This is a genomic window from Photobacterium panuliri (assembly GCF_059920555.1).
Genome location: NZ_CP197192.1, coordinates 2,686,017 through 2,702,110 on the forward strand (window position 1 = coordinate 2,686,017; position 16,094 = coordinate 2,702,110).

Consider the following 16,094-nt stretch of genomic DNA (forward strand, 5'->3'; position numbering starts at 1 on the left):
TACAACAAAAACACCACCAAGAGGATCGGAGCTAGGGCCTATTACGCTGATCTCCACCAAACGTTTTAGACCCTAATACTCTGCAAAAAATATGTGCTACCTCTTATTCAAGAGCACGTAATAACTTTTGCTTATCGTCGTCTTTAAGCAAAGACCAATGACAACCGTCAATCGCCCCTGCAAACATCCAAAGTAATTTTACATCCAAATCTTTACCTTGGCTTTGGCGAACCTTGCGGTACACCTCTGCAGCCCCCAATGAAAGGAAACTGCTTACATCAGGAATGCCGGCCTTTTTAACCATGCGCTCCAATGTTAGGCGCATATTTGGCAAGTCCCTGATCCTTTTACTTTTATCTGATAATTTATCAGCTTTTTCTAAGACTGATACATTAATTGATTGATTAATTAGATCTGATGAGAGAGCCTTATCACTGACGTACAAGGTAGTAATGTCGTAGTAGTTAACGACAGCCGTTGTACTGCGTTTGATATGCCTGAATTTCTCGCAGCCTAACTCAACCAGTTGATGATCCAACTCATCGCCACCGCGAAGGTAAATAGCCTTATCGGTGATAATCGCATACATGGCACCGTTCAGGAAAATACCTGTTCCGCCAAACATCGAGCGTTTGTCAAACTCACCAAATTTTTGAAGAAAATTAAATAACTCTTCCTTGAATAAATGCACAATATTTCTCCTGTTAAACGTTATTGGTTGATTTTCCAGTAACGCCAAACACCAAGCGTCAACAAATTGACAATGACACACCCCGGAAATAATTGCTACATATGAAACAATGAACATGCCAAAGTGAGATTTCAGACATATTATGGATTGCGAATTAAGCGTTTTGTGACAAAAGCGACCTTAATGTGAGCAATAGATTCTGGAGCAAAATCACCTAAACTGATCTTAGAAATCCACGATATTTGCGAAAATATGCCTAAAGAGAATGCAAGTGACAGAGTTTCCCTCTTTCCTTCTGCCAGTCATTTATTGCCAGAGGGGAAGACCGAAATAAATATTGTCGAAGAGCGGCACATCAGAATGATGAAGATGTCGCTGGCTCAAATACGTCCTTTTGCTTTATGCATGCTCAACGAAGAGGCCATTAATAACGAAATCGCCAAAATTCCGGCTATTGCGACTCTCTGCACTATTACCGATTTCGACCAAAATGATAATGGCGGCCTGAAACTCCAGATCATAGGCACTCAAAAAGTTCGTCTTACCCAAATCCATGTCGAATATGACGACTTACTCAGTGCTGAGTACACGGAATATCCCAACTGGCCAACCAGCCCCGTCGAAGAAGAAGACTGTGAGTTAGCGGATAAACTCCAGCTGTTTTTTGAAACCATGCCAGAAATCGGTGCTTTGTACCCAGATCCCCACTATCAGAACCTCAGCTGGATCTGCCAACGATGGATAGAGGTCTTACCGCTAGAGGTTCATTACAAACAATTGCTAATTACCCAAGATGGTCCAAAACTCACATGCCGATTCCTTCATAGACTTTTTTTCGAAGAATAAGTAACCAATTCTGAATAAATCTAACAAAATTTACTGTTTATAGAACTACCTTTACGCTTCATGACTAGTTAAACTAGCCCCGTCATCTTACTGTAAGAGTATGTATCTATTACTCATGTCTCATGTTTCATTTTTTTGGCTCAAACCTGAGCACGATAAGCTTGTTAAAGGGCTAGAATCCGAATTTTGCACCTTGGTTAAGTCTGCGATAACTAAAAATCGCCTGACCTTACCCCCGGTGCCAAAAGTTCTCAATCAATTGCATAAATTATGCAACCGAGACGATACGACGATTCATAAAGTCGCCGCGCTCCTATTGGAAGATCCGGGTATGGCAGCCTATATCCTGAAAATTTCCAATACGATGCTGTTTAATCGCCGTAATGTCATTTGCCACGATATCCATACCGCCGTAGGCCGGCTTGGTATTGTTCGAGTCAGGGATATTGTCACCGCCAAGGCTATCGAAGACCTCAAAACACGGCATAACTTTAGCCAGCATTGCAATCAGCTACTAATGCAAAGTGCTGTCCGCTCTCGTCAGCTCGCGGCAACAATGGGGCTTATTGCGGCCGGTCTGGCCAAACATGATGAATTTCCCAAGGCCATCGAACCGGAAAAGGCATTACTGGCAGGCTTGTTTGCCGATATCGGCCTATTTAGCCTTGTCCACGAATACCAGCTCTATCTCGATAGCGGTAATTTCCTCGATATCGAAATTGCAAAGTACGTTTTCGAGCACTGCTGCCAACAGGCGAGCCTGCTGGTTCTGCAGCACTGGGGATTTGACGATGACTATCTAGAGGTCGCGTCCAATATGCCGGTACCGTTCCGCTCTGCGCTATGCGAGCACCTGTATCTTGACACCGCACGAATGGCTCACCATCTGCTGATGTACAAAAACAACGATGAGGCCATCGAAGAGCACCATGTCGAAATGGATCTGGCAGCCGCGGAGGTTATGTACGATCTGACTAACCTTCCCGATGACGTATTCAATCAGCACCTCAAGGCAGTATTTAAAACAGGAGAACTCTGATCATACCGTATCGACCAACAGAAGATTGACACACCGATAGAATCTGCGATAAACACTATAGACTCAAGACCCCTCAAGATGCTCGTCACAACGAGCCATCGAGAATGCAAGACCACCGTGCCGGAGTCACTCTGTGCACGGGCACGCCCTATATACGCACCACATATACAATAGGTAGTCTCACCCTAGGTAAGACAGCAAGGTAACAGGACATATACCGCGGTAACGCTGTTTAAGGATGATTATGTTTTCAGGCATGCTCTATATTTTCCTCCCGCTGGTGATCGGCTATCTGATCCCGATAAATAAACCCTCGGTACTGAATTTTATCAATACCCAAACCAGCCGCTTAGTACTGGTTATCTTGGCCTTAATGGGATTGAGTCTGGCGGGGCTTGATAATATTGGCCAGAATCTCAATCAGATTGTAATTTACACCTTGGTCTTCTTCTCGCTGATCAGTGGCTGTAATTTGCTGGCTCTGCCACTTTTAGACAAGCTACTACCAACAGAAACCGCTCAACAAAACCAAAAGCTCCCCTTCCTCACCATGATGATGGAATCAGTCAAACTCATTTTCGTCGTTGCTGGCGGCCTTGTTGTCGGTCTGATCGCGGGCATCGATCTTGGATGGGTCGACAAGGCCAGCGAAGCCATTTTGCTACTCCTGCTGTTCATGATCGGGATACAGCTGCGAAACAGCGGTATGACCCTAAAGCAAATCCTGCTCAACAAGAAAGGGATGCTCATTGCTTTGACAATTGTTACGACATCGCTACCTGGCGGCCTCATTGCCGCTTGGCTGCTTGACCTGCCTTACCAACACGGTCTAGCGATGGCTTCCGGCTTTGGCTGGTACTCGTTGGCCGGTATTCTGATTGGTGACAGTCTCGGCCCTGTGATGGGCGGGGTGGCTTTCCTCAACGAATTAATGCGCGAGCTCATTGCATTGAGCCTGATCCCGATGATCATTGCACGCTACCCCAGCACCGCTATCGGCTATGCCGGAGCCACTGCTATGGACTTCACCCTACCGATCATCCAAAGCTGTGGCGGTATCCGCTGTGTGCCTATCGCCATTGTCAGTGGGTTTATCCTTAGCTTGCTAGTACCGGTACTTATCTTGTTTTTCCTTTCGCTGTAACGCCAGCAGGTGGGCGATACCAGTGCCAGATATGCTCGTATCAGCGAGCATATCTGGCTACTAAGCATCACTAACCATACTTACTACAGTGATACCGAACAGCCTTTTTCTTCCGATTCCTCCCCCCAATTGAACGCACTGAGCTCGCTCTGTATACGCCATCTTCCAATAGCACCTATCTATCAAGAGCACCTATCTATCAAGACCGCTTCTCTAACAAGGCCATTACTCTATCGAGACAAAGAGTTGGAATCCCCGACACGCCCAGCATCGAACACTGCTCTTCGGATAAGCGTTGGGAGTCGCTCAAATACGTCATAGGATTCCCGACACAGCCTTTAATCAGTCTCTGGTGATCTATACAAGGAACTTACACTCTTTGCCATATTCACCTCAGCGTGCACTGTAACTTGGCTGACCGATCATTTCTCCGTATCGCCCTAACGCAAAAAGGGGGAGCCGAAGCTCCCCCTTTGATAACACAGTTCAGTAATTCGTATTAGTTGTTACGAATCCACTCATCCATGTCAGATTTCAGGTTGTCAGACTTAGTACCGAAGATAGCCTGTACACCGCTACCCGCGACAACAACACCTGCTGCACCTAGTTGCTTCAGACCAGACTGGTCAACTTTCTCAACGTCGGCTACTGATACACGTAGACGAGTGATACAAGCGTCAAGACCAGTGATGTTGTCTTTACCACCGAATGCCATTACTAGGTTTTTCGCTAGCTCAGAACCTTCAACGGCTGCGCCTGCGTTCTTATCTTCTTCTTCACGACCAGGAGTCTTCAGGTTCATCGCTTTGATAACTGCGCGGAATACCACGTAGTAAACAACAGCGTAAACAAGACCTAGGCCAACAAGCAGAAGCATGTTTTCAGCGCGTGGAGACTGTACGATAAAGTCAATGAAACCATTCGAGAATGTGTGACCGTGAACGATACCCAGTGCGTTAGTCAGCATGTATGCCACACCAGCCAGTACAGCGTGGATAGCGTACAGAACAGGCGCTACGAATAGGAATGCGAACTCGATTGGCTCAGTGATACCTGTTAGGAAAGACGTCAACGCAGCTGATGCCATGATACCCATTACTTTTGCACGGTTCTCAGGTTTTGCTGAGTGAGCAATCGCGATTGCAGCAGCAGGAAGACCGAACATCTTGAATAGGTAACCACCCGCAAGCTGACCGAAACCATTACCCGCTGCGCGAGAAGCGTCATCAGCAGTTAGGAAACAAGTCATGATACCGTTTACGTGCTCACCAGCATTGTTCACACAAGAACCAGCTTCGTAGAAGAACGGTACGTTCCAGATATGGTGAAGACCAAAAGGAATTAGAGAACGTTCAATAACACCGTAGATACCGAATGCAGCTACAGGGTTCTGGTGTGCAGCCCAGTCAGAGAATGCTGCAATTGCGCTACCGATTGGAGGCCATACAACAGACAGGATTAGACCTAGTGCGATAGATGCGAAACCCGTTACGATTGGCACAGCACGCTTACCAGCGAAGAAGCCTAGGTATTCTGGAAGCTGAATACGGTAGAACTTGTTAAATGCCCAACCCGCGATACCACCAGCAAGGATACCACCAAGAACGCCTGTCTCGATGCCATCAACGCCCATTACGGTTGCCATTACTTTTAGCGTAGCAACCATGATGCCGTAACCAACAACGGCTGCAAGACCCGCTACACCGTCATTCTTAGTAAAGCCAAGTGCTGTACCTACCGCAAATAGCAGAGCCATTTGACCGAAAACAGAGCCACCAGCTTGCTCCATTAGGTGAGAAACTACGTCAGGGAGGAAGCTAAAGTTAGCAGCACCAACCCCCAATAGAATACCGGCTACCGGCAAAACCGATACAGGCAACATCAGCGCCTTACCGACTTTTTGCAGGTTTGCAAAAAGGTTCTTGAACATAATCAGCTCCTGAGTGAGAGATATAATTAGATTTATATTGTCAGTATCAACGACCTACCCCCGTAGCCTGTTGCCGATACCAACCGTTTTAATACAGCATAAGTATAAGATGCGGGGCTAAATATAACTTGATGGCTATCAAAATTACCAATAGCGAGTGAAATAAAATTTCAAATTTCAATATAGATCACAATTGACTTTTGTATTAAACACCGCCAGAAACACACCTAAGCAATTGAATAAGATGGGTTTTAATCTAAGCAACTAGCCAGTGAATAACGTGTAATTATCTTACATTACTGTAAGCAACGTTACTTAACGTTACAAAATTAGAATTCAACTTTTTATTATGTTTTTTATTTTTACATTGCAGAAAAAGTTGATATGGATATTTAGGCAGAGGGATAAATAATCAAGTTGATAAAAAAAAGGAGCTTTCGCTCCTTTTTTGTACTTATTTTTGTTTGGCCTGCGAAAAAAGCCTAAAGAAGTTCTCAGTGGTCGCTTGTTCAACCTCCTGCACCGAAACGCCTTTAAGCAAGGCAATATAATCAGCAACTTCACGCACATAAGCTGGCTGGTTCTGCTTGCCGCGGTAAGGCACTGGCGCCAAATACGGGGAGTCAGTCTCAATCAACAAACGCTCTAATGGCACTTTGCTAACCACATTTTTCAACTCACTCGCCTTGTTGAACGTAACGATACCTGAAATTGAAATGTAGAACCCCAGCTCCATTGCTGCCTGAGCCATTTCCAAGCTCTCGGTGAAGCAATGCAACACGCCACCACATTTCTCTGCACCTTCTTCACGCAAGATTTGCAGGGTATCCTCGCGAGCCATTCGGGTATGGATGATCAGCGGTTTATTGAGCTCTACCGCCAAACGCACCTGCTGGCGGAAAATCTCTTTTTGCTGCTCGGCCAATTCGGGCTGGTAATGATAATCAAGCCCCGTCTCACCGATCGCCACAACGCGATCATGCTGGGCATACTGCTTCAGCAGCTCAAAATCAAAACCTTCCTCGATATCGAGCGGGTGAACGCCGCATGACGCAAATACGTTTTCATGCGGCTCAATCATCGCCATCATTGACGGAAAGCTCTTTAAGGTCACCCCTACAGACAAGAAATATTCGACACCACGGGCCTTCGCCTTAGCCAGTACATCATCGATCCCTGTATGCAGCTGTTCATAATCCAATTTATCCAGGTGACAATGTGAATCAACTAACACGTTAACATCCTCGGTTTTTCAATCGACACCGATTTCACGGTGTTCAGTACAGTTTAACGATTGGCTTTACAACTTCGGCTGGGGCATAAACCCCATCAGCCAATCCATGATCAACAGCTCGGTATTCAAGCCGGTATGGGTATCCAATTGACGATGCAAAGCATTTGCCTTGCGGATCTGATTCATCAACAAAGGGGATGTCACAGCCGCCGCAGCCTGCTGAACAAGCGGCAGCGACTCGCTATGTACCAAGAAAGAACCGGCCCCTTGCTGGAGTTTCAGGCAATCCACCAAAAAGTAGCTGACCCATGACAGGCTATGATGCCCCTCTTTGGCAAACATACCCACCAGTTCTTGCAATCCCAAATGAGGCGGCTGCAAAAAAGCCGCAAAAGCTGACAGCAAATTACCGTAACGAATATCCTGCCCTTGCTCGATAAACGCTTGCGTTGCCAATGGCGCGCAACCATTGATCCGCACAATTTCAAGCTTAACATCCTGCATCAACTGCCGGCCGACCCAACGGCGGGTATCCTGTTCATCAGGCATAGCCAAACGCCATTTGTTACAACGACTGTTAATCGTCGGCAACAATTTGTCCAACGACTCGGCCATCAGTATAAACTGGCATCCGGCTGACGGTTCTTCCAAGGTTTTCAACAAGGCATTGGCAGCCGCCTCCCCCATCGCATCGGCAAAATCAATTTGCATGATCCGCTGCCCCCCTAACTGGGAGGTTTCCACAGCCAGACGGGTGCATTTACGGATGGTATCAACGCCAATCTGTTTACCGGCTTGCTCGGGGGCGACTTGATGGTAATCAGGGTGATTGCCTGCCTCGAAAAGTCGGCAACTATGACAGACCCCGCATGGTTCGGTAATACCATTGCTACACAGCAAGGTTTTTGACAATTGCTGGGCTAGGGCCTCTCGGCCGCTGCCTGCCGGGGCAAGCAACAAAATCGCGTGGTGCAGGCGCTCTTGATCCAAAAGCTGCTGCCATTGTTGCCATAAGGATTCTTGCCACGGATACAGCATTATTGCTGCTCCAACCATTGCTTGACGGCCTGACGCACGTCAGCAGTGACGGCTTCCAGCGATTGCCCAGCGTCAACGATCACCACGCTTGGATCAGCCTCGGACAATTCAAGAAAACGGGCACGGGCACGGTGGAAAAAATCAATATTCATCTGCTCGATACGGTCCAGCTCACCGCGGCCGCGGGCACGCTCGAGACCTAGCACTGGGTCGATGTCCATATAAATAGTTAAGTCCGGTCGAAAATCACCTAACACCGTATCACGCAGGCTCGCCATTACTTGCTTGTCAAAGCCCCGGCCACCGCCCTGATAGGCCTGTGACGACATGTCATGACGGTCGCCAACCACCCAGCTATCACGCGCCAGGGCCGGCTTAATCACGTTTTCCACCAGTTGCGATCGTGCCGCGTACAGTAGCAGCAACTCAGCCATATCGGTTAACGGCTCATCGGGATGGCCTTCTTTGACCAAAGTACGCATCTGCTCAGCCAGAGGTGTTCCTCCCGGCTCACGGGTCGCCGTAATATTTTCAATACCGTGAAGTAGCAGCTCCTCGGTCACCTGCTTGATAGCCGTGCTTTTCCCTGCCCCTTCAAGCCCTTCAATTACAATAAATTTACCAGTCATCTTATTTTCTTAGCGATTTTAGGTACACCCGAACGGCACGATTATGCTCAGCCAGTGTACGTGAAAAAGTATGGCCACCCTTGCCATCGGCAACAAAGTAAAAGTAGCTGCTCTGATCAGGCTTCACCGCAGCCAGCACAGAAGCCTTGCTCGGCATGGCAATCGGCGTTGGCGGCAAACCGAAAATGGTATAGGTGTTGTATGGGGTCGGTGTACGCAAATCGCGCTTACGAATATTGCCATCGTACTTGTCACCCATACCGTAAATCACCGTAGGATCGGTTTGCAGGCGCATCCCCTTGTCCAAACGGTTCATGAATACAGATGATACCACCCCGCGCTCACCGTCCACGGCGGTTTCTTTTTCGATAATAGACGCCATGATCAATGCCTCGTAAGGCGTCTTGAGCGGAATCGACTGATCTCGGCTCTTCCAAGCGCTATCAAGCAGCTCTGCCATATCACGGTAGGCCCGGCGCAACACATCCAGATCACTGGTTCCCGCCGTGTAGTGGTAGGTTTCAGGCAGCAGGTAGCCTTCTAGCTTATTCACATTGGCACCGATTGCCTTAGCGACCTCGGCCTCACTCATCCCTTCACTGGCGTGAGTAATAAACGGGGCCTCGGCAAGCTGCGCGCGCCAGTCAGTGAAGCGGTCACCTTCAACCAAGGTAATAGAGAACTGGTGTTCCCGACCAGATGCCACCAGCGCCAATACATCGCGCAGCGTCATTCCAGGTGCAACAAGATAAGTACCACTTTTCAGACGGGTCAACTGAGGCTCCAACTTGGGAATCCAACGCGTCCAAGGTGATACGGGTATGATATCATCGCTGTCTAATTGAGCCAGCAGCCCCCGAAACGAGGTACCTGACTTGACCGCCAACAAAACCGGTTCGCTGTTCGCAACCGGGTCATTCAGTGATGATTTGACTTGCTGATATGACCAGCCCAACGCTCCGGCCGCCATAACCCCCAGCAAGACGACTAGGATCACCAACTTCTTTAGCACGTATACAACCTCTTGTTCAGCTCAACCAGCGCACTGCGCTCGCGAAAAGATATTCCATTGATTTCATTAATCGGCACCAAGGCCATCAGGGCATTGGTAATAAACACCTCATCGGCCGCTAATACGGTTTCAATCGGCGCTTTAACCAGCCGCGTATGATACCCCATTGCCTCCAGCAATTCGATAACATGGCGGCGCATTACTCCTTCAACGCCCGACGTATCAAGCGCCGGCGAATACACCTGATCACCTTTGCGCCAAAAAATATTCGAGGCGACGGTTTCCACTACATACCCGTCCACATCACACACTAGGGCATCGACCCAGCCATGCTGTTCTACCTCACGCTTAAGCATTACCTGCTCCAAACGGTTGAGGTGCTTTAATCCGGCCAGCATCGGCGCTTTAGCCAATGACTGCCGACACACCCCCAGTGCAATTCCATCATGTTGCCATTGAGTATAATGGGCAGGCCACGCAAACGTCGAAATCACCACCTGCGTATCGTTGCAACCAGCTGCGCTGTAACCACGCCCACCACTGCCACGGCTGATAAGAATTTTGATACCCGCTTTACTACTGCTATTAACCGCCTCTTGCGGAGGGCACAGATCGGCAGCCAACTGATGGACACTCTCCGTTAGTGCCCCCCAATCAGGAGCGCTAATCGCCAGCCTTTCCAGAGCAGTCTGCAAACGCGCCAAATGATACGGCCATAATCGAACCTTGCCTTGTTCCACCAGCATCGTGGTGAAACACCCATCACCATATTGCATCGCCCTGTCGCTCACCGCGACCGATGACGCTTTCACACCATTGATTAGGATCATCCACCACCCTATTTGCGACATTTGCGAAAGACCAGCCAGTGAGGCCAGCTCGGCAAAAAATAAGACCTATCACCGCCTGTGTTCAGACATAGCACAGAGATAAAAAAACGGCCCAACGCAATGCGTTGGGCCGTCTATCATAACAGGTCACATAAAAGATTATGATAACCGGTTATCCATTAGATTTTCTTGAATAGCAAAGAGCCGTTGGTTCCACCGAAACCGAACGAGTTACACAGTGCGTATTCCATATTTTTCACTTGGCGTGCTTCGCCTGGAACGTAATCCAGATCACAACCTTCATCCGGGTTATCCAGGTTGATTGTCGGCGGTACCGCCTGCTCGCACAGTGACAGAGCTGTGATGATCGCTTCAACTGAACCCGCAGCACCCAATAGGTGGCCGGTCATAGACTTAGTAGAAGAAACCATAACCTTGCTGGCAGCCGCGCCCATTGCGCGCTTGATGCCAAGTGTTTCTGCAACGTCACCAGCAGGTGTCGATGTACCGTGAGCATTCACATAGCCGATTTGGTCAGCATTGATACCCGCATCACGGATAGCCGCTTCCATTGCCAGTGCGCCACCAGAACCATCGGCACTTGGTGAAGTCATGTGATAAGCATCACCACTCATACCAAAGCCAACAACTTCTGCATAAATTTTCGCACCACGTGCTTTCGCATGCTCGTATTCTTCAAGCATCATCATACCGGCGCCATCGCCTAGTACGAAACCATCGCGGTCTTTGTCCCAAGGGCGAGATGCCGCCTGTGGGTCATCATTGCGAGTAGACAGTGCCTTCGCAGCAGCGAAACCACCCATACCCAATGGAGTTGATGCTTTTTCAGCACCACCGGCCAGCATGGCGTCTGCATCGCCGTATGCAATCATACGTGCGGCATGGCCAATATTGTGCAGACCCGTTGTACAAGCAGTCGAAATAGCAATATTCGGACCACGCATACCGTGCATGATAGACAGGTGACCAGCGATCATGTTCACGATTGTAGACGGAACAAAGAATGGGCTGATCTTGCGCGGGCCTTTTTCAAGAAGTGCCTGATGGTTTGTCTCGATAAGACCTAGACCACCAATACCAGAACCAATTGCCACGCCTACGCGCGGGCCGTTCTCTTCAGTAATTTCAAGACCAGAGTCTTTAATTGCTTGTACGCCTGCTGCGATACCGTACTGGATAAATAGATCCATTTTACGGGCATCTTTCTTGGACATGTAGTCTTCACAGTTGAAGTCTTTGACCAATCCAGCAAAACGGGTAGCAAATGCGCTAGCATCAAAATGTTCAATAGTGCAGATACCGCTGGTGCCGGCAAGTAGAGCATTCCAAGAAGACTCAACTGTATTGCCTACCGGTGATAGCATACCCATGCCAGTAACAACAACGCGACGCTTAGACACGATTCATTTCTCCGGGACTTGAGGATAAAACAGATTGCAAAAGAAATCAGGCGGTCATGGAGACCGCCTGGAGGGAGTTCGTCAATTACTCAGATGCGCCAACAACGTAGTCGATTGCAGCTTGAACTGTAGTAATTTTTTCAGCTTCTTCGTCAGGAATCTCAGTGTCGAATTCTTCTTCAAGAGCCATTACTAGTTCAACTGTATCTAGAGAGTCTGCGCCTAGATCGTCAACGAAAGATGCTTCGTTCTTAACTTCTGCTTCGTCTACACCTAGTTGCTCAACGATGATTTTCTTTACGCGTTCTTCGATGTTGCTCATTAATCTATTTCCTTAAAACAAGAATTCGCTAATGCGATTTGCTGTAGTTTATTCAATACTGCAAAAGTTGCAATACTCAACTCGCTGGTCAAACCACGATTTACCGTTAAATCAAGTTGAGTTTGACTTGCATCAGCAAGTTATGCAACTTTTTTGATTAAATCATATACATGCCGCCATTGACATGTAGGGTCTCACCGGTCACATAACCAGCATCATTAGAGGCTAAGAAAGCAACAGCTGCTGCAATTTCACGCGGATCACCCAAACGGCCAGCCGGAACATTAGCCAATGTCGCGGCACGCTGATCGTCATTTAGGGCTTTGGTCATATCTGTTTCAATGAAACCAGGCGCTACTGTGTTCACAGTAATACCACGAGAAGCCACTTCACGAGCCATCGACTTGGTAAAACCAACCAAGCCCGCTTTCGCAGCCGCATAGTTAGTCTGACCAGCATTGCCCATTGTACCAACAACAGAGCCGATGTTGATGATACGGCCGTAACGCTTCTTCATCATGGAACGCAGTACCGCTTTTGACAAACGGAATACAGAGGTCAGGTTGGTATCAAGGATATCCTGCCACTCATCATCTTTCATGCGCATCAGCAGATTGTCGCGAGTAATACCTGCATTGTTAATCAGAATATCGATATCGCCGAATTCTTCTTTGATTTGCTTAAGTACTGACTCGACAGACTCAGGGTCAGTCACGTTCAATGCCAAGCCCTTGCCGTTGCCGCCAAGATATGCACTGATCGCTTCAGCGCCGCTTTCAGAGGTTGCAGTACCAATAACGGTTGCGCCACGCTCAACAAGAATTTCAGCAATCGCACGGCCGATACCACGGCTAGCGCCCGTTACCAGAGCAATTTTACCTTCCAGGCTCATTGTTATTCCTCTCAAATGGGTATGGAGTCCCTGCCAGAATGCCTTGTGGCTCCCCTAGCAGGTCACATTATTATTTTGCCGCTTCTAGGCTAGCAGGATCGTTCACTGCAGCACCGCCCAGCGAGCGCTCGATACGCTTGGTCAGGCCAGTCAGCACTTTACCCGGGCCAAACTCAAGCAGAGATTCGATACCCTCGCCAGCCATGCGCTCAACAGACTCAGTCCAACGTACTGGGCCGTATAGTTGCTTAACCAGTGCCAACTTAATAGCAGCAGGATCAGTCTCCGTCGCCACATCGGCGTTGTTGATCACAGGGATCGCAGGCGCATTGAACTCAATGGCTTCCAATGCAACAGCTAGCTTCTCGGCAGCAGGCTTCATCAGCTCACAGTGAGATGGCACAGAAACCGGCAGCGGCAATGCACGCTTGGCACCCGCTTCCTTACATAGCGCGTTAGCACGCTCTACCGCTTCTTTGTTACCGGCGATAACCACCTGACCAGGTGAGTTAAAGTTAACCGGCGAACAAACCTGATCCTGAGCAGCTTCCGCACACGCCTTGGCAATCGCGTCGTTGTCCAAACCGATAATGGCAGACATTGCGCCAACACCGGCAGGAACCGCTTCTTGCATCAGCTGACCACGAAGCTCAACAAGCTTCACAGCCTCTTTGAAATCAATCACACCAGCACAAACCAGTGCTGAGTACTCACCGAGGCTGTGACCAGCAAGAACCGCTGGCTGAGCGCCGCCCTGCTCTTGCCATACACGCCAAATCGCCACTGAAGAAGTCAGTAGTGCAGGCTGGGTACGGTGAGTTTGGTTCAGATCTTCGACTGGGCCATTTTGTACCAGTGCCCACAGGTCGTAGCCTAGGGCATCAGACGCTTCAGCAAAAGTCTGCTTAACAACGTCAAACTGCTCGGCCAGCTCAGCCAGCATACCTACTGTCTGAGAACCCTGACCCGGGAAAACAACTGCGAACTTAGACATTCGAGAATCCTTATTCTGTTTCTGGCACCCGCCAGATTTAGGGGGAGTCAATAACACTCCCCAAATAACACAATGATAAAATTCGTTAGAACTTCACCAGGGCAGAACCCCAAGTGAAACCGCCGCCAAAGGCTTCCAGAAGAAGCGTCTGGCCACGTTGGATGCGACCGTCACGAACGGCTTCGTCCAATGCTGTCGGCACGGTGGCCGCCGATGTGTTGCCGTGGCGGTCAAGCGTCACAACCACCTGATCCATCGACATAGACAACTTTTTGGCCGTCGCGGTAATAATACGCATATTGGCCTGATGGGGAACCAGCCAGTCTAGTTCTGACTTGTCCATATTATTGGCGGCCAATGTGTCCTTCACAAGGTTAGACAGTTGGGTAACCGCCACTTTGAACACTTCGTTACCCGCCATATACAGCCACTTGTCGTCGCTGAACGCTTGACCGTGATCAGGCACGGCAAGGCTTAGCAAGCCACCGAAATGACCATCAGCATGAAGATGGGTGGAAATAATGCCAGGCTCTTCGCTCGCCCCCACAACTACGGCACCCGCAGCGTCACCGAACAAAATGATCGTGGAACGATCATCTGGGGCACATTTATGAGAAAGCGCATCAGCACCAATAACCAGTACATTTTTCGCCATACCGGTTTTGATGTGCTGATCGGCAATACTCAAGGCGTACACAAAGCCTGAACACGCCGCGGCAATATCGAAGGCTGGGCAGCCCTTAATATCCAGCATTCCCTGCACCTGACAGGCAGCCGAAGGGAATGAATGGCTGGCGCTGGTTGTCGCGACAATGATCAGATCAATGTCTTCCTTATTAATGCCAGCCATCTCGATGGCATTAAGGGAGGCCTGATAGCCCATCACAGCCACGCTTTCGTCAGCATTGGCAATGCGGCGCTCACGAATACCGGTGCGTGCAACGATCCACTCATCGCTAGTGTCAACCATTTGCTCTAGGTCGGCATTAGTACGGATTTGTTCCGGCAGGTAACTGCCAGTACCTAAAATTTTGCTATACATGAAGACTAATAATGCCTCTCGAGTAAGACTTCTTCCAAACGGTCACTGATTTTAGTCGGTATTTGCCGCTTGACCTCGTTCACAGCCTCGCCAATCGCATTGGTAAATGCTGTGATGTCAGCACTTCCATGGCTTTTTACCACGATACCGCGCAATCCTAACAGACTCGCGCCATTATACTGGTCGGGTTTCAGCTGGTTTACCGTCTCAAATAGGTCACGAAACAGCCATTTGGCGACAAGTCGCTTAACTGGATGCTCCGCAATCGCTTTTTTCAAGCTCGCGATAAACAGGTTGGCGACGCCTTCGCTGGTTTTCAGGCTAACATTGCCGACAAAACCATCGCAGACGATAACATCCGCTTTGCCCGTATAAATTTGGTCACCTTCCAAGAAGCCAACGTAGTTGATATCGTCCAAATCTGCCAACATTTCAGCACAACGACGAACTTGATCGTTCCCCTTGATGTGCTCCTCACCGATATTCAGCAAGGCCACGGTAGGATTCGGTGTGCCTTGCTCGGCCAGCACCGCCCCCATCACCGCAAACTGAAACAACGTATCAGCATCGCAAGATACATTGGCACCAAGATCAAGTAGCCAAGTTCGCTTGCTGCCCAACGTCGGGATTGCAGAGACCAACGCCGGACGATCAACACCAGGAAGTTGCTTGAGAATATAACGGGACAATGCCATCAACGCACCGGTATTGCCCGCACTCACGCAAGCATCTGCCGTTCCGTCTGAAACTGCATCAAGAGCAGCACGCATCGAGGAGCCTTGACTTCGGCGCAGAGCCTGAGAAGGACGCGTATCGTTTGCGATAACGTTATCGCAATGGACGATCTGGATTCGAGGGTGATTCGTTTGGTTCAGGAGAGATAATTGGGATGTGATCGCACTTAGATCACCGAATAGGACTACTTTTAGCTCAGGGAATTGCAACAGTGCCTGCACGGAGGCAGGCACTGTTACTTGAGGACCGAAGTCCCCGCCCATTGCATCAAGTGCAACGGTTAGACCACTCAAGG

General features: G+C 49.0%; 16 protein-coding genes. 3 read left to right on the forward strand and 13 right to left on the reverse strand.

What is annotated here, in order from left to right; genetic code table 11:
• Positions 1–103: 103 nt before the first annotated feature.
• Positions 104–691: a TfoX/Sxy family DNA transformation protein gene (locus tag ACSF8X_RS12265; RefSeq protein ID WP_047877129.1), complete on the reverse strand. Its 588-nt coding sequence runs from the start codon at positions 689–691 to the stop codon at positions 104–106.
• Between the two features lie 252 nt (positions 692–943).
• Between ACSF8X_RS12265 and ACSF8X_RS12270 the strand changes: the two genes are divergently transcribed.
• The 3 genes from ACSF8X_RS12270 (at position 944) to ACSF8X_RS12280 (ending at position 3,720) form a co-directional block, all read left to right on the forward strand.
• On the forward strand, positions 944–1,537 hold the full coding sequence (locus tag ACSF8X_RS12270) for an LON peptidase substrate-binding domain-containing protein (RefSeq protein ID WP_500850108.1): 594 nt from the start codon (positions 944–946) through the stop codon (positions 1,535–1,537).
• 115 nt (positions 1,538–1,652) lie between these two features.
• Positions 1,653–2,576, forward strand: coding sequence for an HDOD domain-containing protein (locus tag ACSF8X_RS12275; protein ID WP_047877131.1), 924 nt, complete (start codon positions 1,653–1,655; stop codon positions 2,574–2,576).
• A gap of 244 nt (positions 2,577–2,820) precedes the next feature.
• Positions 2,821–3,720: a LysO family transporter gene (locus ACSF8X_RS12280; protein ID WP_500850109.1), complete on the forward strand. Its 900-nt coding sequence runs from the start codon at positions 2,821–2,823 to the stop codon at positions 3,718–3,720.
• A gap of 499 nt (positions 3,721–4,219) precedes the next feature.
• Here the strand turns inward: ACSF8X_RS12280 and ptsG are convergent, their stop codons facing one another.
• The 12 genes from ptsG to plsX all read right to left on the reverse strand — a co-directional run bounded on the left by ptsG (position 4,220) and on the right by plsX (position 16,092).
• A complete protein-coding gene (ptsG, locus tag ACSF8X_RS12285; protein ID WP_047877133.1) occupies positions 4,220–5,650 on the reverse strand; it encodes a PTS glucose transporter subunit IIBC in 1,431 nt (476 codons plus the stop codon).
• 454 nt (positions 5,651–6,104) lie between these two features.
• A complete protein-coding gene (locus ACSF8X_RS12290) occupies positions 6,105–6,884 on the reverse strand; it encodes a TatD family hydrolase (protein WP_047877134.1) in 780 nt (259 codons plus the stop codon).
• Positions 6,885–6,950: 66 nt separating this feature from the next.
• Positions 6,951–7,922, reverse strand: coding sequence for a DNA polymerase III subunit delta' (holB, locus tag ACSF8X_RS12295; RefSeq protein ID WP_500850110.1), 972 nt, complete (start codon positions 7,920–7,922; stop codon positions 6,951–6,953).
• Positions 7,922–8,551: a dTMP kinase gene (gene tmk, locus ACSF8X_RS12300; protein ID WP_047877136.1), complete on the reverse strand. Its 630-nt coding sequence runs from the start codon at positions 8,549–8,551 to the stop codon at positions 7,922–7,924. Before tmk ends, holB begins: the two co-directional genes overlap by 1 nt.
• 1 nt (position 8,552) lies before the next feature.
• Positions 8,553–9,563, reverse strand: coding sequence for an endolytic transglycosylase MltG (gene mltG, locus ACSF8X_RS12305; RefSeq protein ID WP_500850111.1), 1,011 nt, complete (start codon positions 9,561–9,563; stop codon positions 8,553–8,555).
• A complete protein-coding gene (pabC, locus tag ACSF8X_RS12310) occupies positions 9,557–10,393 on the reverse strand; it encodes an aminodeoxychorismate lyase (RefSeq protein ID WP_047877138.1) in 837 nt (278 codons plus the stop codon). The genes mltG and pabC overlap by 7 nt, the downstream gene beginning before the upstream one ends.
• A gap of 179 nt (positions 10,394–10,572) precedes the next feature.
• A complete protein-coding gene (gene fabF / locus ACSF8X_RS12315) occupies positions 10,573–11,814 on the reverse strand; it encodes a beta-ketoacyl-ACP synthase II (protein ID WP_047877139.1) in 1,242 nt (413 codons plus the stop codon).
• 85 nt (positions 11,815–11,899) lie between these two features.
• Entirely contained in the window at positions 11,900–12,136 is a 237-nt protein-coding gene (gene acpP, locus ACSF8X_RS12320; protein WP_007467184.1) for an acyl carrier protein, read from the reverse strand.
• Positions 12,137–12,293: 157 nt separating this feature from the next.
• Positions 12,294–13,028, reverse strand: coding sequence for a 3-oxoacyl-ACP reductase FabG (gene fabG / locus ACSF8X_RS12325; protein WP_500850112.1), 735 nt, complete (start codon positions 13,026–13,028; stop codon positions 12,294–12,296).
• Between the two features lie 70 nt (positions 13,029–13,098).
• Complete coding sequence (gene fabD / locus ACSF8X_RS12330) at positions 13,099–14,022, reverse strand: ACP S-malonyltransferase (RefSeq protein WP_047877141.1); 924 nt, start codon at positions 14,020–14,022, stop codon at positions 13,099–13,101.
• Between the two features lie 85 nt (positions 14,023–14,107).
• The gene (locus ACSF8X_RS12335) at positions 14,108–15,064 is read right to left on the reverse strand and encodes a beta-ketoacyl-ACP synthase III (RefSeq protein WP_047877142.1); all 957 of its coding nucleotides are present in this window, start codon (positions 15,062–15,064) and stop codon (positions 14,108–14,110) included.
• 5 nt (positions 15,065–15,069) lie between these two features.
• Positions 15,070–16,092: a phosphate acyltransferase PlsX gene (gene plsX / locus ACSF8X_RS12340; RefSeq protein WP_047877143.1), complete on the reverse strand. Its 1,023-nt coding sequence runs from the start codon at positions 16,090–16,092 to the stop codon at positions 15,070–15,072.
• Positions 16,093–16,094: the final 2 nt, after the last annotated feature.